A 15,902-nucleotide genomic window follows, 5' to 3' on the forward strand; every position below is an offset into this window, starting at 1 on the left:
TCTTCTAATCTCACATCAGCAGAAACCGCTGCGTCTGCGGTGGATCATCATTCCAAAAAGGGAGGAAAGACATGGCCTGGCAACCGGCTGAAAACCGTTACGCATCCATGAAGTATAATCATTGCGGCCGCACCGGCCTTAAGCTTCCAGCCATCTCGCTTGGTCTTTGGCATAATTTCGGGAACGATTTTTCTCACAAAACGAAGCAGGATATTTGCCGCAAGGCTTTCGATCTCGGCATCACCCACTTCGATCTCGCCAATAATTACGGCCCGCCTCCGGGAAGTGCTGAAAGCGCCTTCGGCGAAATCCTCAGGACCGATTTTGCCGGTTATCGTGATGAACTGATAATATCCTCCAAGGCAGGCTACAACATGTGGCCGGGTCCCTATGGCGAATGGGGCAGCCGCAAATACTTGATCTCGTCCTGTGACCAGAGCCTGAAGCGCATGGGGCTCGACTATGTCGATATTTTCTATTCCCACCGTTTCGATCCAGACACGCCGCTTGAAGAGACCTGCGGCGCGCTGGATCACATCGTGCGTTCAGGCAGAGCGCTTTATGTCGGCATCTCGTCCTATAACTCGCAGCGTACGCGCGAGGCAGCCGCGATCTTGAAGGATCTCGGTACGCCTTGCATCATCCATCAGCCGAGCTATTCGATGATCAACCGCTGGATTGAGGAGGACGGCCTTGTCGATACGCTGGACGATCTGGGAATCGGCTCCATCGTCTTCTCTCCGCTGGCACAGGGCATGTTGACCACCAAGTATCTGGGCGGCGTGCCGGATACAAGCCGCGCAAGCCAAGGCAAGTCGCTCAATCCAGCCTTCCTCAATGAGCGTAATATCGAAAATATCCGGGGGCTGAATGCCATTGCTGAGAAACGCGGACAGACACTGGCGCAGATGGCAATTGCCTGGGTGCTGCGCGGCGGTCGCATTACCTCTGCACTGATAGGTGCGAGCCGGCCCGAACAGGTGGAAGATTGCGTCAAGGCGCTGGACAAGCCGGACTTCACTGCGGCTGAACTGGCTGAAATCGATCGCTATGCTCGCGATGCGGATATCAACCTCTGGGCCAAATCTGCAGAACTCAAAAAGTAACGCCAACCCGCCGCTCGGGCATCTTGGCCCGAGCGGCCAATCGACTATTTGCTCGTCACATTAGAGATCGTGAACTTTAATTTCATCCTCTAAGTCTCAGTCAACGTTACGATATTGTAATTTTGCGCTTCAGTTTCCATTCATCCTCGGCGCGGTAGGGTCATCCCGTCAGAACAGGAAAGGAAACACCCATGAAAAAGCTCGTCACCGTTTTTCTGGCTGCGACAATTCTCGCAGCTCCCATGGCCCAGGCGCAGGGTCGCCATGACTACGGGCATGATCGCCGTGGGGTGCACGAACGGGCTGTCACGACCAAGAAGGTGATCATCAAGAAGCATCGCTGGGACCGCGGTCAGCGCTTGACGCCTGCCCATCGACGTCACTTCGTCGACCGTCGTGAATATCGCCGCTATCACCTGAGAGAGCCGCGCCGTAATGAGCGCTGGGTGCGCGTCGACAACCAGTTCCTACTGATCAACGCAGTAAGCGGCCTGATCATCGGGCTCGCCGCAGCCCGTTAAACTGTAAAGAATATGGGAGCGGACGCATTGAGCGCCCGCTTCTATGCGATCAATCACGCGGCCTGTTTGTTCCAATCCGGGAACGGGTCTTTCATCGACTGCCAGTTTTCCGGCGTGAAGCGCTCGGCTTCTATCAGGCAGGCGTCAAGTTCCCTGCGTAGAGCAGCTTCGCTCATCGGGTCAGCGCCGATAAAAACGATCTCCTGACGCCGATCTCCCCAGACCTTGTCCATGTAAGGCGCCAGCATCTTTTCGAAGCCCGGATCATCCGGCCAGCGCGTCTTTGGCACGGAAGACCACCACAACCCCATCTTGCCGGTTTTCACCAAGGCGCCTGCCTGGCTAATTTCGCCGACATGGTTTGGCCGAGTGGCTAGCCAGAAGAAACCCTTGGCGCGGATCACACCAGGCCAGTCGCGGTTGATGAAGGCGTGGAAGCGGGCCGGATCGAAGGGACGCTTGGCACGGTAAACAAAGGAGCGGATGCCGTATTCTTCCGTTTCCGGTATGTGGCCTTTGAAGCCGTGAAGTTCTTTGAACCAGAGCGGGTGCGTTTCCGCCTTGGCGAAATCGAACAGACCGGTGCCGAGTACGTCCGCCAACTTTACCTTGCCAAAATCCGCCTCAATGAGACGAGCATCAGGATTCAGTCCGACGACGATCTTGCGGGCAGCATCCAGTTCTGCAGGGCTTGCCGCGGAAACCTTGTTCAAAACCACGACATTGGCGAATTCAATCTGTTCGACAAGGAGATCGACCAGTGTGCGGTTGTCGCCATCGCCCGCCGTTTCGCCGCGATCAGCGAGAAAATCTGCCGAACCGTAATCCTTCAGAAGATTGGCACAGTCGACCACTGTCACCATCGTATCCAACTGTGCGATGTCCGAGAGGCTCTCGCCATTTTCATCGCGGAAGTCGAATGTCGCCGCAACGGGCAGAGGCTCGGCAATGCCGGTGGACTCGATCAGCAGGTAATCGAAACGGCTCTGCTCAGCCAATTGTCTGACCTCGTTCAGCAGGTCGTCTCTCAGCGTGCAACAGATGCAGCCATTGGTCATTTCGACCAGTTGCTCCTGCGTGCGGGAGAGATTTGCCCCACCATCGCGGATCAGGGCCGCGTCAATGTTGACCTCGCTCATATCGTTGACGATGACCGCAACGCGCAAGCCTTCACGATTGCCGAGAATGTGATTGAGGAGGGTGGTTTTGCCAGCTCCGAGGAAGCCGGACAGAACTGTGACGGGCAGCTTCTTCTTCATAGAAACCTCATTTGTTATAACATTACATGTAAAGCTCTAAAGAAGGGCGGTCAGTGCCGCCCTACTGTGCGCGTCCGATCAGGACAGGCAGTTTTTCAGCGAGCTGGCTATGCCGCGCATAAGTTTGAAATAGAGATCCGGTCCGGCTTCTAGTGTGCCAGCTTCAGGATCCAACGTGCCGGATTTGGCACTGGTGCCTTCGATGACGACGTTCACCAGCTTCGGCTCGAATTGCGGCTCGGCAAAGACGCAAGTTGCATTGAGTTCCTTGACCTTCGCCTGGATCTGTTTGATGCGATCGGCGCCCGGCATGTTTTCAGGGCTGACGGTAATGGAACCTGCGGTCTTCACGCCGTAACGGTTTTCGAAATACTGATAGGCATCGTGGAAAACGATGAAGGGTTTGTCCTTGATCGGCGCGATGGTCGCCGCGAGTTCCTTGTCGAGCGCGTCAAGGTTGTCGACCAGTTTCTTGGTGTTTTCCTGATAGGCCTTGGCGTTGGCTGGATCGGCAGTCATTAGCGTCTTTTCGATCTCGGTCGCCATGGCCTTTGCATTGGCAGGATCCAGCCACAGATGCATGTCGTATTCGCCGTGGTCGTGTCCGTCCTCATGGGCATGTTCGTGCTCACCCTCATGCGCGTGATCGTGGCCTTTCTCGCCTTCGTGCGCATGATCGTGACCATCATCATCATGTCCTTCATGGTCATGCTTGGCTTCGCCCTCATGGGCATGGTCATGACCTTCCGCCTCAGCGTGGTCATGACCTTCATGTTCACCATGGTCATGGGCCTCAAAGGGGCCGCCTTCGCGGAATTTCAGCCTTTCGATACCAGGGGCATCATCCAGTTCAACGACGGTTGCTTTGCCGGCCAGCGACTCCAGCGGCTTTTGGAGAAATTTCTCCAGCCCGTCGCCAACCCAGAAGACCACGTCGGCATTCTCTAAGGCTTTGGCGTTGGACGGCTTGAGGCTATAGGTATGAGGGGATGCTCCACCGTCGACGATGACCTTCGGCTCCGCAACGCCTTCCATGATGGCCGCCACAAGCGAATGGATCGGCTTGATCGACACGACCACATTGGGGGCGGCCATGGCATCGGACGTGCCAATCATGGCGGCAGAGGCGAGAAGGAGGGCGGCGAGTGACTTCATGCGGTATGCTCCACTTGTATCGAAATGTAATGTTATTACATAAGTTGCGTAACGCTATAACGTATGCCATAGCCATGTGCAACAGCTGCAATCGGAAAATCCCATGCTTCATTCTCCGGCCAAAACCGACGGAAATCTCGTCTCCCTGTCCAGTGCAGGTGTGAGGCGTAGCGGGCGCTGGCTGGTGCGCGGCGTAGATTTTTCTGTTCGTCGCGGCGAGATCGTTACGCTTATCGGACCGAACGGATCGGGTAAGTCCACCAGCGCCAAGATGGCGATTGGCGTGATGAAGCCGGATGAGGGAAAGGTTGAGCGCCTGGCTGGCCTTAGGGTCGGTTATGTACCGCAAAAGCTTTCTGTCGACTGGACGATGCCTTTGACCGTCTGGCGGCTGATGACGCTGACCGGCGCTCTGCCCGCAAGGGAGATCGATGCTGCGTTGAATGCCACAGGGATCGCACATCTCGCCAAGGCGGAGGTTCAGCATCTGTCAGGAGGTGAGTTCCAGCGGGCGCTACTGGCGCGCGCCATTGCCCGAAAGCCCGATTTGCTGGTCTTGGATGAGCCTGTGCAGGGCGTAGACTTTTCTGGTGAAATAGCTCTCTACGATCTCATCAAAACCATCCGCAATTCTACCGGCTGCGGTATCCTGCTGATATCGCATGATCTGCACGTGGTGATGGCGGAAACCGACACGGTCATTTGCCTGAACGGTCATGTCTGCTGTCGCGGCACGCCGCAGGCCGTCAGCCAGAGCCCGGAATATATGCGTCTCTTCGGCGGAGCAGCTGCCAAGGGACTGGCAGTCTATAGTCATCACCATGATCACACGCATCTGCCGGATGGACGTGTGAGGCATTCCGATGGTTCAGTGACGGACCATTGCCATCCAGACGATGGGCATCATCATGACCACGACCATAGTCATGCACACTCCCACTCACATGACGACCAGCACGACGATGAGGATGCTTGCGGCTGCGGGCATCATCACGACTCGGACCAACATGCCCCTGCGCCCGGAGTGAAACATGTTTGACGACTTCTTCATCCGTGCCATCTTCGCCGGGGTTGGTGTTGCGCTGACGGCTGGGCCGCTTGGCTGTTTCGTGGTGTGGCGGCGCATGGCCTATTTCGGTGATACGATGGCGCATTCGGCGCTCTTGGGCGTGGCGCTTTCGCTGTTGTTTCAACTGAACCTTATCGTCAGCGTTTTTCTCGTCGCTTCAGCTGTATCTGTGCTCTTGCTCCTATTGCAACGGCGTCAGGCTCTATCTGCCGATGCGCTGCTCGGTATTCTGTCCCATTCCGCACTTGCTTTCGGCCTCGTCATCGTCGCCTTTATGACCTGGGTGCGGATCGATCTCGTTGCTTTCCTGTTCGGCGATATTCTTGCCGTTTCACTAACGGACATTCAGATGGTCTGGGGCGGCGGCGTCCTCGTACTGGCGGCTATCGTCTATCTGTGGAAGCCGCTTCTGGCTTCTACGGTGAATGCAGAGCTCGCTGAGGCCGAGGGATTGCGGCCGGAACGATCCAAGCTTCTCTTCATGTTGCTGATGGCGCTCGTCATTGCCATCGCCATGAAGATCGTCGGCATCATGCTGATCACATCGCTGCTGATCATTCCAGCAGCAACGGCCAGACGCTTCTCGTCGACACCGGAAATCATGGCGGTGCTGGCGTCGCTCATCGGTGCCGTCGCCGTCATCGGCGGACTGATGGGGTCTCTGCAATATGACACGCCGTCCGGCCCGTCGATTGTCGTCGCCGCCGTCTTGCTTTTCGTCTTGAGTCTTTTGCCTGTGCCGGGACGGTCGCGCAGTGCCGAGCAGGGAGTGAACTGATGAATATGAATACGAATGCGAAGAATCTGACGCGCAACCAGTCCCTAGTTTATGATGCGCTGTCGCGCTCGCAGGCGCCGCTCAGCGCCTATGTCATTCTCGACAAGCTGAGAGACAGCGGGTTTCGCGCACCTTTGCAGGTCTACCGGGCATTGGAAAAGCTGATTGAATTCGGTTTGGTGCATCGGCTGGAAAGTCTGAATGCTTTCGTGGCCTGCTCTCATACGAGCGCGGACTGCTGCACCCATCATCATGGCACGGTAGCGTTTGCCATCTGCAATGCCTGCGGCCAGGTAACCGAGTTCCATGATCACGAGATCGATCATCGGCTGGGAGATTGGGTCAAGGGACAAAAGTTCAAGGCGGAGAAAACGACGATCGAGATCCGCGGGCTCTGCGAGGCCTGCGCGGCGTAGTCGCAAAAGCGCAATGTTTGACGCTCCAGACAGCCTAAACCGGCTTCAGTTCTTCGGCAAAGCGCTTCCAGTTCGTCACGTATTTTTCCGCTGACCTTCTAATGCCCTCTGCTGCCTTTTCATCCAAGGTCCGGACGGCGCGGGCAGGGGAGCCGACAATAAGTGAATTGTCGGGGAACTCCTTACCTTCTGTGACGAGCGCATTGGCGCCGACGAGGCAGTTCTTCCCGATTCTTGCGCCATTCAGGATTGTGGCACCCATGCCGATCAACGAGTTGTCACCGATCGTGCAGCCATGAATGATGGCGTGATGACCGATAGTGCAGTTCTCGCCGATCGAGGCTGGGAAGCCGGGATCGCTGTGGACCATGACGCCTTCCTGGATATTCGTGCCCCGACCGACGGTCATAGGCTCATTATCACCACGCAGAGTTGCGCCAAACCAAATGCCGACATCCTCACCCAGCGTAACAGAGCCGATGACGTTGGCATCCGGGGCGATCCAGTATCGCTCCGGTGCTGGCAGGTTCGGCACTCTCGTTCCCAGGCGATAGATTGGCATAGGCGTTTCTCCGCTGTCTTTCCTGGTCGCTTAAACCACTTTGACGGTAAAAGTGCCAACGCCATCGACGCCACACTCCATCGTGTCGCCTTTGACAATCGGACCCACACCTGCCGGCGTTCCGGTCATGATGATATCGCCTGCGGCCAGCGTGAAGACTTTTGACAGTTCGGCGATAATTTCCGCCGTCTTCCAGATCATCTGATCGAGATCGCCGGATTGCTTGCGTGTGCCATTCACGTCCAGCCAGACAGCGCCTTTGTCTGGGTGTCCAATTTTCGAGGCCGGAACGAGCGGAGAGACCGGTGCGGAAAATTCGAAGGCTTTGGCGCCTTCCCAAGAGCGGCCCATTTTCTTCAGCGTATCCTGCATATCGCGCCGCGTCATATCGATGCCGACACCATAGCCCCAGACATGCTCGAGTGCGTCTTCGACAGGAATATTCGAGCCGCCGCTTTTCAGCGCGACGACACATTCGACTTCGTAATGAACGTTGGACGACAGATCCGGATAGGGAAAGTCATTGCCGGCGGGCAGCAAATTGTCCGGGTTTTTCTGGAAGAAGAAGGGCGGCTCGCGCGATGGATCGTGCCCCATCTCGATCGCATGATCCGCATAGTTGCGCCCAACGCAATAGACACGCCGTACGGGGAAGGTTTCACTGGTGCCTTCGACGGGAAGCAAGAATGGTTGGTGGGCGGGGATAACTGTTGCGGACATGATGCACTCCTTCTTGGGAGTGGTGTTGTCCCGCAATTCTGCGTCGATTTCCAGCCCATTCTTTCGGGTCTCTTACGGTTAAGACAGAAGCCAGACCAGACAACCACCCACGATGTTGAAGGCTATGATCACGCTCAGAAGCCGACCAAGCCCCGCATTTGTGTTGCTGTCTGCGCCGACAATGGTCCAGTAGAGAGATTTCTCGTCGGTCTTCTCACTCATCAACATCTCCCGCTATCTTTGGACAACGGCCCTCGAACCATGCTTGTGGTTGAAGGTTGCGCTGCGCACATAGTATTTTTGAAAAGCCGGCGGGTGGAACGCGCAGCCAATCCGGCCTATATGGACGCAAAACGCCATCCTTCCGAAGCGGCGACATCTTTGTGTCCAGCAGGGGAGAGACGGCAAGCAGGGATTGGCGGACGATTATGATGACGACTTCTCAACACATGGACGGCGCTTCGCACTACGCGCGTGGGAAAGTCTTCGCTGTCGCACCGATGATCGACTGGACGGATACGCGTTGCCGCTTCCTCCATCGTCAGCTCTCGCAGCATGCGCTGCTTTATACGGAGATGATCGTGGCCGATGCCATCATCCATGGCAAGCGCGACAAGCTTCTGGACTATCATCCCCAGGAGCATCCGGTGGCGCTGCAACTTGGTGGTTCCGATCCCGGCAAGCTTGCCGAGGCCGTCAGGATTGCCTCGGATTATGGCTACGACGAGATCAATCTCAATGTCGGCTGCCCGTCGGACCGCGTTCAATCCGGTACCTTTGGCGCGTGTCTAATGCGCGAGCCTGAAACTGTTGCGGCTTGTGTCGAGGCGATGAAGGCTGTGGCGACGGTGCCCGTTACGGTCAAATGCCGGATAGGCGTGGATGATCAGGAGCCGGAAGCGGTGCTTCCAGATTTCATTGCACGGATGGTTGCCATAGGTGCCGACGCGATCTGGATCCACGCCCGAAAGGCATGGCTCCAGGGACTTTCGCCCAAAGAGAACCGCGAAGTACCGCCGCTGGATTACCAATTGGCCTATCGTATGAAGAAGCAGTTTCCCGATCTTTTCATTGGAATCAATGGCGGCATAACCGATCTCGATCAGGCGGAAGAGCATCTGAAACACATGGATGGCGTGATGCTCGGGCGGGCTGCCTACCACAACACCTCGATTCTTGCGGATGTGGATCAACGGATCTATGGCGAGCCGCCTCGCGATCTCGACACCGGCGGCTTGCGCGACGCGATGATGGTCTATGCGGACGACTATATCGCCAAGGGCGGACGGCTGAACCACGTCACCCGCCATATGGTCGGTCTGTTTCAGGGATTGCCAGGCGCACGGCGCTTCCGGCAAATCCTCTCCAGCGACGCGACAAAGCCCGGCGCTGGGTCCGAAGTCATTGCCGCTGCTTTTGATGCAATCGACTTCGATCGAGCGCCGGTGGCAATTGACGCGTGATCTAGAGTAGGGTCAGACGAGGGTCTGCAGCAACTGAGCACCGTTCGGCGCGTTGACCTTGCCGCCGGTAATGAAGAACGCAAAAACATCGCGCGGCGTCTTCTTGGCTTTCCTGTCCGGCGCTATCATCGGAAGATCATCGGGCGCGCCGCCAGATGCATAAGTCTTAAGGCGCTCGCTCCACGCCTTCACGTCTTTTTCCGGATAGCAGGTCTCGATATCGTCCTCGCCCTTTTGCAGACGGCAATAGACGAAATCCGCCGTCACATCCGGCAGCATAGGATAATCGTGATGATCGGCGCAAACCACCGCGACGTTATGCTTTGCCAGAAGCTCGATAAATTCCGGTACCTGGAAGCTGTCATTGCGCACCTCAACGACATGCTGCAATCGTAACCCATCCTGCTTTTCCGGCAACAAGGCGAGGAAAGCGGCAAAGTCGTCAGGCTCGAATTTTTTGGTCGGCGCGAACTGCCAGAGGATCGGGCCGAGATGATCGCCAAGTTCGGTCAGCCCCTGTGTCAGGAACTTCGTCATCGATTCCTCTGCTTCGGCCAGAACCTTGCGATTGGTAACAAAACGACTGGCCTTCAGCGAGAAAATGAAACCATCCGGCACTTCGGACGCCCATTTGGCGAAGGTCGCGGGTTTCTGGCTGCCATAATAGGTGCCGTTCACCTCGATCGCCTTCAACTTGGAGCCTGCATATTCCAACTGGCGCTTTTTGGTGAGCTTCTCAGGATAGAACGTGCCTTCCCAAGGCTCGAAGGTCCAGCCGCCGATACCGGCGCGGATCGTTGCCGACTTGCTCATCCGTCTCTCCAATCAACGCGAAATTGCCATGTAAAGGGGGCGGATCACTCCGCCGCCTGAATATTCTTTTCCGGATGGCGCTCCAGCAGCTCTTTCAGGAACTGGCCGGTGTAGGAGCGCTTCTCCTTGACGATCTGCTCAGGCGTTCCGGCTGCCACGACCTCGCCGCCACCGGTACCGCCTTCGGGACCGATATCGATGATGTAGTCAGCGGTTTTGATGACCTCGAGATTATGCTCGATCACGACGACGGAATTACCCTGATTGACAAGCTCATGCAGCATTTCCAAAAGCTTCTTCACGTCGTGGAAATGCAGGCCGGTCGTCGGTTCATCGAGGATATAGAGTGTCCGGCCTGTCGAGCGTTTCGACAGCTCCTTGGCAAGCTTGACGCGCTGGGCTTCACCGCCTGATAGCGTGTTGGCCTGCTGGCCAACCTTGATATAGCCGAGACCGACATCGAAGAGCGATTGCAGCTTGTCGCGCACGGCAGGCACGGCGGCGAAGAAATCGACGCCTTCCTCCACCGTCATATCAAGCACATCGGCGATAGATTTGCCCTTAAAGGTTACGTCGAGTGTTTCGCGATTATAGCGTTTACCGTGGCAGACATCGCAGGTGACGTACACATCCGGCAGGAAGTGCATCTCGATCTTGATCACGCCATCGCCCTGGCACGCTTCGCAGCGACCGCCTTTGACGTTGAAGGAGAAGCGACCCGGCGCATAGCCACGGGCTTTCGCCTCAGGCAGACCGGCGAACCAGTCACGGATAGGCGTGAAAGCGCCGGTGTAGGTAGCCGGGTTGGAGCGCGGTGTACGACCGATCGGAGACTGGTCGATGTCGATGACCTTGTCGATAAACTCGAAGCCATCGATGCGATCGTGTTCCGCCGGAATCTCGCGCGCGCCCATGACGCGGCGGGCAGCGGATTTGTAAAGCGTTTCGATCAGGAAGGTGGACTTGCCGCCACCTGATACGCCTGTGACGGCTGTGAAAACGCCGAGCGGCACCGACGCCGTGACATTTTTCAGGTTGTTGCCGCGTGCGCCGACGACCTTGATCTCCTTGCCCTTCTTCGGCTTGCGCCGTTCGGCAGGAACAGGAACGCCCATTTCGCCCGACAGATACTTGCCCGTCAGCGAGTTCGGATTGGCCATAACCTCTTGCGGCGTACCCTCGGCGATAACCTGGCCACCGTGGATGCCGGCAGCCGGGCCAATATCGACCACGTAGTCTGCTGTCAGAATGGCGTCCTCGTCATGTTCGACAACGATCACGGTATTGCCGATATCGCGCAGATGCTTCAGCGTTTCCAGCAAACGAGCATTATCGCGCTGGTGCAAGCCGATAGAGGGCTCGTCCAGAACGTAAAGAACGCCGGTCAGACCGGAGCCGATCTGCGACGCAAGTCGGATGCGCTGGCTTTCACCGCCGGAAAGCGTGCCCGAATTGCGCGACAGGCTGAGATAATCGAGTCCGACATCATTCAGGAAGCGCAGACGCTCGCGGATTTCCTTCAGAATGCGAACGGCGATTTCATTCTGCTTGGCGTTCAGCTTTTCCGGCAGGCCTTCGAACCAGTCGCGGGCGACCTTGATCGACATCTCAGTCACTTCGCCGATATGCAGCTTGTTGATCTTGACTGCCAATGCCTCGGGCTTGAGCCGATAACCGGCGCAGGCCGGGCAGGGGGCGGCAGACATGTAACGCTCGATTTCCTCGCGCGCCCAGGCGCTGTCGGTTTCCTTCCAGCGACGCTCGAGATTAGGGACGATGCCCTCGAAATTCTTCACCGTTTTGTAGGAGCGGGCACCGTCCTGATACTGGAACTCGATCTTCTCGTCGGTTCCTTTCAGGATCGCTTTTTTAGCGGCATCCGTCAGGTCGTTCCAGCGGCTGGAAAGCTTGAAACCGAAGGCTTTACCCAGCGCTTCCAGTGTCTGGTTATAGTAAGGCGATGAGGACTTGGCCCACGGCGCAATAGCGCCATCTTTCAGCGTGCGCGCAGGCTCCGGCACGATAAGCGCCTCATCCACCTTTTGCTGCGAACCAAGGCCATCACAGGTCGGGCAAGCACCGAAAGGGTTGTTGAAGGAGAAAAGGCGCGGTTCGATCTCGGGAATGGTAAAGCCGGAGACCGGGCAAGCGAACTTTTCCGAAAACAATACGCGCTCATGCGTCTCATTCAGAGACTTATTGGCAGAACCGCCAGCGGACGTTTCTTCCGCAGGCAGCGGCTTGTCGGCAAATTCCGCCACAGCCAGACCGTCTGCCAGCTTCAGGCATGTCTCAAGGCTGTCGGCCAAACGCGCCGCCATGTCCGGGCGCACCACGGCGCGGTCCACTACCACGTCGATATCGTGCTTGTACTTCTTGTCTAGCGCCGGAACGTCGGCGATCTCGTAGAACTGGCCATCCACCTTAACGCGCTGAAAGCCTTTCTTCATCAGCTCAGCGAGTTCCTTCTTGTACTCGCCCTTTCGTCCTCGCACCATCGGCGCGAGGATGTAGAGCCGTGTTCCCTTCTCAAATGCGAGGATGCGATCCACCATCTGGCTAACTGTCTGGCTCTCGATCGGCAGGCCCGTAACAGGCGAATAGGGAACGCCGACACGCGCAAAGAGAAGGCGCATGTAATCGTATATTTCCGTTACAGTTCCGACAGTCGAACGCGGGTTGCGGGAGGTCGTTTTCTGCTCGATGGAAATTGCCGGCGACAATCCCTCGATCTGATCGACATCCGGCTTTTGCATCATCTCCAGAAACTGGCGCGCATAGGCCGAAAGGCTCTCAACGTAGCGGCGCTGGCCCTCGGCGTAGATGGTGTCGAAAGCCAGTGACGACTTGCCGGAACCAGATAGGCCCGTCATGACGATCAGCTTGTTGCGCGGCAGATCAAGGTCGATTCCCTTGAGATTATGCTCGCGCGCGCCGCGGATGGAAATCGTCTTCAATTCACTCATGACAAGGCTCTGGGCTTAGGATGTTGGGACGGATAAATCTTATGTCATTATCGCGAACGGCGTGTCGAGGTGATCGGCGCTCTGCGATAATACTGCCGGGCACGTCTTTGCCCGCTAACGCTTCTTGATCTGCTTGACTCACTCTTCACGCCTTAATAGAACAAAAAAGGAACGCATTGCAACCGTGCCCGTTGGCAAGAACATTCCTTGTGGATTGTCGTTCCATTCGCTGCCCATCGCGGTAGGCGATGGTCTATGGTGCGCGGGACTTTTGAACAGGAAAAATGCCGTTCATGACGTTCGGCAGACAGGAAGATAAATATGGCTGGCAGCGTAAACAAGGTTATTCTGGTCGGAAATGTCGGCGCTGATCCGGAAATTCGCCGCACGCAGGATGGCCGACCAATCGCCAACCTGCGCATTGCGACATCGGAAAGCTGGCGTGACCGCAACTCCGGCGAGCGCAAGGAAAAGACGGAATGGCACACGGTCGTCGTCTTCAATGAAGGCCTCTGCAAAGTCGTTGAGCAGTACGTCAAGAAGGGTGCCAAGCTCTACATCGAAGGCGCGCTGCAGACCCGCAAGTGGCAGGACCAGACCGGCAACGACCGTTACTCGACGGAAATCGTTCTTCAGGGCTTCAACTCGACACTGACCATGCTTGACGGTCGCGGCGAAGGCGGCGGCGGTGGCCGTGGCGGAGACTTCGGCGGCGGTGGCGAGTACGGCAGCGGCGGCGGCTCCTATGGCGGCGGTAGCAGTGGTGGTTACGACCAACAGCCTTCCCGTGGCGGCGGTTCATCACGCGGCGGCCAGTCGTCCGGCGGCAACTTTTCCAACGATCTGGACGATGATATCCCGTTTTGATGACGGCGGTTGAGGCGCGCGCTGTTTTGCGTGCTCATGGCAATTGATAAGACAATATGAAGGGGTGGCGGTTACGCTGCCCCTTATTTCTTTAGTCATTGAAGGACACACATATGCCAGACCAGACGTCACCTTCCCCGCAACCCGCCACCTGGCGGATCGTCCTGGCCTTTATCCTAGATTTCTTCACGGCATTCTGGCTGCTGGGCTTCCTCGTCGCCTCGATCCTTGGCGGCCGCACGGAAAACGGCTTCGAGTTGAACGGCCTATCGGCCGTCGTCTTCTTCGCCTCCATCGTCGCCTATTTTGTTGTGTTCAACAAATATCTCGGTGGAACGATCTGGAAGCGTTTGCTGAAGGCGAAGCGGTGAGCGCATTCGTTCCTTAACTCCCGTGCGCGCTTAATTAGGTCCAGTCACCGAGCGGCGACTTTCATGGGAGGCATCAGGGATGCATCTTTGCGCCCTTGCAAGTCTTGTCGACGATCTTCTTATCGGACCGCAACGCGAGACCAACGAGCTTGGCATTGTCCGGAGTGAACCTGGCAAAGACCTCTCGATTGGCCGCATCGTGACCCGTTGTGAACATCTCTTCGATGTAGGCTGATGCCGTGACATTTCGCTCCAGCGTTCGCCGGTGGATGGTTCTTAGTGTCTCTTGGTCAGCGGTCAGAACCACGATAGGCTGGATGGACATCGGATTGTAGACATTATCAGCGGCATCCCGATATGCTTCGCCGATGATCGCGGGCGATTGAGCGATGATACCGCTTGTCAGAAAAGCGGTGACGTTTAGCTTTTGCCACGTGGCAAGGTCATCGCGGATGATGATCGCGATTTTGGTGTCAAACATGTCTTACTCCTTTGAAGGTATCGAGGACATCGAGCAACTAGCGGTGCAACGGGCGCTGGGTCTTGAACGTTCGTGCGTGGAATTTCAGCCCGGCGTGCGCGTTGTTGCGGAAAGTAGAGGGATCGAGCGGACCGAGGTGCGGTTCCACGGCAATGGGTTTACACCGCATCGGCACGACACCTACGCCTTGGGGCTGACGCTGCATGGCGTTCAGACCTTCCGATATCGCGGGGTCGAACGTTTTAGCATGCCGGGAAACGTGATCGTGCTGCATCCTGATGAAGTTCACGATGGCGCAGCTGGAACCGCTGACGGGCTGATCTATCGCATGGTCTACATGCCGCCTGAGTTGATCGGTGCTATTGATGGGTATTCTCGCTCATTGCCATTCGTGCCAGATCCTGTTGTTGCCGATGCGGAGCTATCCCGTGCGCTCGCCTACATTCTGTCGGACCTCGAGCACGAGCCGGATGATCTGGCCAAGGACGACGCCATTCAACGGATCGGGATGATTCTGGCTTATGAAGCGGGAGAACCTCGCAAGCGGGTTAGCAAAGTCGCGCAATCGGCGGTCTTACAGGCGCGTGACTTTCTTCTCAGTCATAGTGATGAGCCGGTGCGATCTGCCACGCTGGAGGAGATCACCGGGCTGGATCGATACGCTTTGGCGCGGCATTTCAGGCAGGTTCTGGGTACCAGCCCGCACCGCTATCTTGTGATGCGCCGCCTTGGGCAGGCAAAGCAGTTGCTGTTAGCGGGCAACAGTCTGGCGGGCGCTGCAGTCGAAGTAGGCTTTGCGGATCAGGCCCATTTCACGCGGCATTTTCGTGACGCGTTCGGAATGACGCCAGGCCGGTGGTTGGCGCTGCAGGGTTGCGATGACTGAGAATTGCGGTCTTTCCTATGCTGTTGGACATGCCGAAAACACGGTCAACGGATGGTTAAGCAAATGCGGCTATTGTGATTCCAGTAGCGCGTTTGAAGGCAGTTTTTCAGAGTATGTGGACGAAGCATCACAAAAAAAGACGGTTTGGCCGTCTGGTTGTTCCAGCGATCACGGTCGCCTTTCTTTCCTATTTCGGCTATCATTCCATCCATGGTGATTTCGGACTGGAAGCGATGGAGCGGCTTGAGCGTCAGCGCATTGCGCGGACAGCCGAGCGCGACAAGATCGTCAAGACTCGTGTGGCGCTTGAGCGGCAGGTGGAATTGATGAGCGATGGTTCGCTTGAGCGAGATATGATCGACGAGATTTCGCGTTACCAGTTGAATATGTCAAAGCCGAACGAAATCGTCATCATGAACGGATATATGTGATTAACCCGATTTTGGTTAATCATGAAATTTATTTTTAT

18 protein-coding genes are annotated in these 15,902 nt (G+C 56.7%); 10 read left to right on the plus strand and 8 right to left on the minus strand.

Translation table 11 applies throughout. From position 1 onward, the window contains the following. Positions 1-71: 71 nt before the first annotated feature. Positions 72-1,106 (plus strand): L-glyceraldehyde 3-phosphate reductase, encoded by a 1,035-nt coding sequence (gene mgrA, locus QZ862_RS12275; protein ID WP_296076057.1) that lies wholly within the window; start codon positions 72-74, stop codon positions 1,104-1,106. Between the two features lie 191 nt (positions 1,107-1,297). After that, positions 1,298-1,627, plus strand: coding sequence for an RcnB family protein (locus QZ862_RS12280; protein ID WP_296100149.1), 330 nt, complete (start codon positions 1,298-1,300; stop codon positions 1,625-1,627). Positions 1,628-1,680: 53 nt separating this feature from the next. Here QZ862_RS12280 and zigA read toward each other — a convergent pair whose 3' ends face one another. Continuing rightward, complete coding sequence (zigA, locus tag QZ862_RS12285; protein WP_296100150.1) at positions 1,681-2,886, minus strand: zinc metallochaperone GTPase ZigA; 1,206 nt, start codon at positions 2,884-2,886, stop codon at positions 1,681-1,683. Positions 2,887-2,964: 78 nt separating this feature from the next. Then, complete coding sequence (locus QZ862_RS12290) at positions 2,965-4,041, minus strand: zinc ABC transporter substrate-binding protein (RefSeq protein WP_296100151.1); 1,077 nt, start codon at positions 4,039-4,041, stop codon at positions 2,965-2,967. A 103-nt stretch (positions 4,042-4,144) separates the two neighbouring features. On the opposite strand from QZ862_RS12290, the gene znuC reads away from it, so the two are divergent. From znuC to QZ862_RS12305, 3 genes are read left to right on the plus strand one after another with little or no spacing between them, the layout of a single operon-like run. Then, the gene (znuC, locus tag QZ862_RS12295) at positions 4,145-5,080 is read left to right on the plus strand and encodes a zinc ABC transporter ATP-binding protein ZnuC (protein ID WP_296100152.1); all 936 of its coding nucleotides are present in this window, start codon (positions 4,145-4,147) and stop codon (positions 5,078-5,080) included. Beyond that, a complete protein-coding gene (gene znuB / locus QZ862_RS12300; RefSeq protein ID WP_296100154.1) occupies positions 5,073-5,888 on the plus strand; it encodes a zinc ABC transporter permease subunit ZnuB in 816 nt (271 codons plus the stop codon). The genes znuC and znuB overlap by 8 nt, the downstream gene beginning before the upstream one ends. Continuing rightward, on the plus strand, positions 5,888-6,304 hold the full coding sequence (locus tag QZ862_RS12305) for a Fur family transcriptional regulator (protein WP_062427389.1): 417 nt from the start codon (positions 5,888-5,890) through the stop codon (positions 6,302-6,304). The genes znuB and QZ862_RS12305 overlap by 1 nt, the downstream gene beginning before the upstream one ends. Before the next feature lie 34 nt (positions 6,305-6,338). On the opposite strand, the gene QZ862_RS12310 is transcribed toward QZ862_RS12305, so the two are convergent. The 3 genes from QZ862_RS12310 to QZ862_RS12320 all read right to left on the minus strand — a co-directional run bounded on the left by QZ862_RS12310 (position 6,339) and on the right by QZ862_RS12320 (position 7,808). After that, positions 6,339-6,866 carry a gamma carbonic anhydrase family protein gene (locus QZ862_RS12310; protein ID WP_296076067.1) on the minus strand — a complete coding sequence of 176 codons (528 nt, stop codon included), beginning with the start codon at positions 6,864-6,866 and terminating at the stop codon, positions 6,339-6,341. Positions 6,867-6,896: 30 nt separating this feature from the next. Further along, the gene (locus tag QZ862_RS12315) at positions 6,897-7,586 is read right to left on the minus strand and encodes a fumarylacetoacetate hydrolase family protein (RefSeq protein WP_296076070.1); all 690 of its coding nucleotides are present in this window, start codon (positions 7,584-7,586) and stop codon (positions 6,897-6,899) included. Positions 7,587-7,664: 78 nt separating this feature from the next. Then, entirely contained in the window at positions 7,665-7,808 is a 144-nt protein-coding gene (locus QZ862_RS12320) for a hypothetical protein (protein WP_296038983.1), read from the minus strand. A 209-nt stretch (positions 7,809-8,017) separates the two neighbouring features. Here QZ862_RS12320 and dusA point away from each other — a divergent pair, with 209 nt between their 5' ends. Beyond that, positions 8,018-9,049: a tRNA dihydrouridine(20/20a) synthase DusA gene (gene dusA, locus QZ862_RS12325; RefSeq protein ID WP_296100156.1), complete on the plus strand. Its 1,032-nt coding sequence runs from the start codon at positions 8,018-8,020 to the stop codon at positions 9,047-9,049. Between the two features lie 12 nt (positions 9,050-9,061). Here dusA and QZ862_RS12330 read toward each other — a convergent pair whose 3' ends face one another. Together QZ862_RS12330 and uvrA are read right to left on the minus strand one after the other, a co-directional pair. After that, positions 9,062-9,862: a DUF72 domain-containing protein gene (locus QZ862_RS12330; RefSeq protein WP_296100158.1), complete on the minus strand. Its 801-nt coding sequence runs from the start codon at positions 9,860-9,862 to the stop codon at positions 9,062-9,064. Positions 9,863-9,906: 44 nt separating this feature from the next. Then, positions 9,907-12,828 carry an excinuclease ABC subunit UvrA gene (uvrA, locus tag QZ862_RS12335; RefSeq protein WP_296100159.1) on the minus strand — a complete coding sequence of 974 codons (2,922 nt, stop codon included), beginning with the start codon at positions 12,826-12,828 and terminating at the stop codon, positions 9,907-9,909. Between the two features lie 321 nt (positions 12,829-13,149). Here uvrA and QZ862_RS12340 point away from each other — a divergent pair, with 321 nt between their 5' ends. Continuing rightward, positions 13,150-13,695, plus strand: coding sequence for a single-stranded DNA-binding protein (locus QZ862_RS12340; RefSeq protein WP_296018646.1), 546 nt, complete (start codon positions 13,150-13,152; stop codon positions 13,693-13,695). A 113-nt stretch (positions 13,696-13,808) separates the two neighbouring features. Further along, entirely contained in the window at positions 13,809-14,066 is a 258-nt protein-coding gene (locus tag QZ862_RS12345; protein ID WP_296100160.1) for a hypothetical protein, read from the plus strand. A gap of 73 nt (positions 14,067-14,139) precedes the next feature. Here the strand turns inward: QZ862_RS12345 and QZ862_RS12350 are convergent, their stop codons facing one another. Continuing rightward, entirely contained in the window at positions 14,140-14,547 is a 408-nt protein-coding gene (locus QZ862_RS12350; RefSeq protein ID WP_296100161.1) for a DUF2000 family protein, read from the minus strand. On the opposite strand from QZ862_RS12350, the gene QZ862_RS12355 reads away from it, so the two are divergent. Together QZ862_RS12355 and QZ862_RS12360 are read left to right on the plus strand one after the other, a co-directional pair. After that, positions 14,519-15,433 (plus strand): AraC family transcriptional regulator, encoded by a 915-nt coding sequence (locus QZ862_RS12355; protein WP_296100163.1) that lies wholly within the window; start codon positions 14,519-14,521, stop codon positions 15,431-15,433. The two genes, QZ862_RS12350 and QZ862_RS12355, sit on opposite strands and share 29 nt — an antisense overlap. A 113-nt stretch (positions 15,434-15,546) precedes the next feature. Beyond that, positions 15,547-15,864, plus strand: coding sequence for a septum formation initiator family protein (locus QZ862_RS12360; protein WP_296014237.1), 318 nt, complete (start codon positions 15,547-15,549; stop codon positions 15,862-15,864). Positions 15,865-15,902: the final 38 nt, after the last annotated feature.

It is taken from the genome of uncultured Agrobacterium sp., assembly GCA_913777615.1.
GTDB lineage: Bacteria > Pseudomonadota > Alphaproteobacteria > Rhizobiales > Rhizobiaceae > Agrobacterium.

What these genes read in the sequence shown, in the direction of transcription:
- QZ862_RS12360 (WP_296014237.1), top strand. Translation starts at nt 15,547, where the DNA reads ATGTGGACGAAGCATCACAAAAAAAGACGGTTTGGCCGTCTGGTTGTT.
- QZ862_RS12350 (WP_296100161.1), bottom strand. Translation starts at nt 14,547, where the DNA reads ATGTTTGACACCAAAATCGCGATCATCATCCGCGATGACCTTGCCACG.
- uvrA (WP_296100159.1), bottom strand. Translation starts at nt 12,828, where the DNA reads ATGAGTGAATTGAAGACGATTTCCATCCGCGGCGCGCGCGAGCATAAT.
- znuB (WP_296100154.1), top strand. Translation starts at nt 5,073, where the DNA reads ATGTTTGACGACTTCTTCATCCGTGCCATCTTCGCCGGGGTTGGTGTT.
- QZ862_RS12280 (WP_296100149.1), top strand. Translation starts at nt 1,298, where the DNA reads ATGAAAAAGCTCGTCACCGTTTTTCTGGCTGCGACAATTCTCGCAGCT.
- QZ862_RS12290 (WP_296100151.1), bottom strand. Translation starts at nt 4,041, where the DNA reads ATGAAGTCACTCGCCGCCCTCCTTCTCGCCTCTGCCGCCATGATTGGC.
- QZ862_RS12340 (WP_296018646.1), top strand. Translation starts at nt 13,150, where the DNA reads ATGGCTGGCAGCGTAAACAAGGTTATTCTGGTCGGAAATGTCGGCGCT.
- zigA (WP_296100150.1), bottom strand. Translation starts at nt 2,886, where the DNA reads ATGAAGAAGAAGCTGCCCGTCACAGTTCTGTCCGGCTTCCTCGGAGCT.
- QZ862_RS12320 (WP_296038983.1), bottom strand. Translation starts at nt 7,808, where the DNA reads ATGAGTGAGAAGACCGACGAGAAATCTCTCTACTGGACCATTGTCGGC.
- mgrA (WP_296076057.1), top strand. Translation starts at nt 72, where the DNA reads ATGGCCTGGCAACCGGCTGAAAACCGTTACGCATCCATGAAGTATAAT.
- QZ862_RS12330 (WP_296100158.1), bottom strand. Translation starts at nt 9,862, where the DNA reads ATGAGCAAGTCGGCAACGATCCGCGCCGGTATCGGCGGCTGGACCTTC.
- znuC (WP_296100152.1), top strand. Translation starts at nt 4,145, where the DNA reads ATGCTTCATTCTCCGGCCAAAACCGACGGAAATCTCGTCTCCCTGTCC.
- QZ862_RS12355 (WP_296100163.1), top strand. Translation starts at nt 14,519, where the DNA reads ATGATGATCGCGATTTTGGTGTCAAACATGTCTTACTCCTTTGAAGGT.
- QZ862_RS12305 (WP_062427389.1), top strand. Translation starts at nt 5,888, where the DNA reads ATGAATATGAATACGAATGCGAAGAATCTGACGCGCAACCAGTCCCTA.
- dusA (WP_296100156.1), top strand. Translation starts at nt 8,018, where the DNA reads ATGACGACTTCTCAACACATGGACGGCGCTTCGCACTACGCGCGTGGG.
- QZ862_RS12315 (WP_296076070.1), bottom strand. Translation starts at nt 7,586, where the DNA reads ATGTCCGCAACAGTTATCCCCGCCCACCAACCATTCTTGCTTCCCGTC.
- QZ862_RS12310 (WP_296076067.1), bottom strand. Translation starts at nt 6,866, where the DNA reads ATGCCAATCTATCGCCTGGGAACGAGAGTGCCGAACCTGCCAGCACCG.
- QZ862_RS12345 (WP_296100160.1), top strand. Translation starts at nt 13,809, where the DNA reads ATGCCAGACCAGACGTCACCTTCCCCGCAACCCGCCACCTGGCGGATC.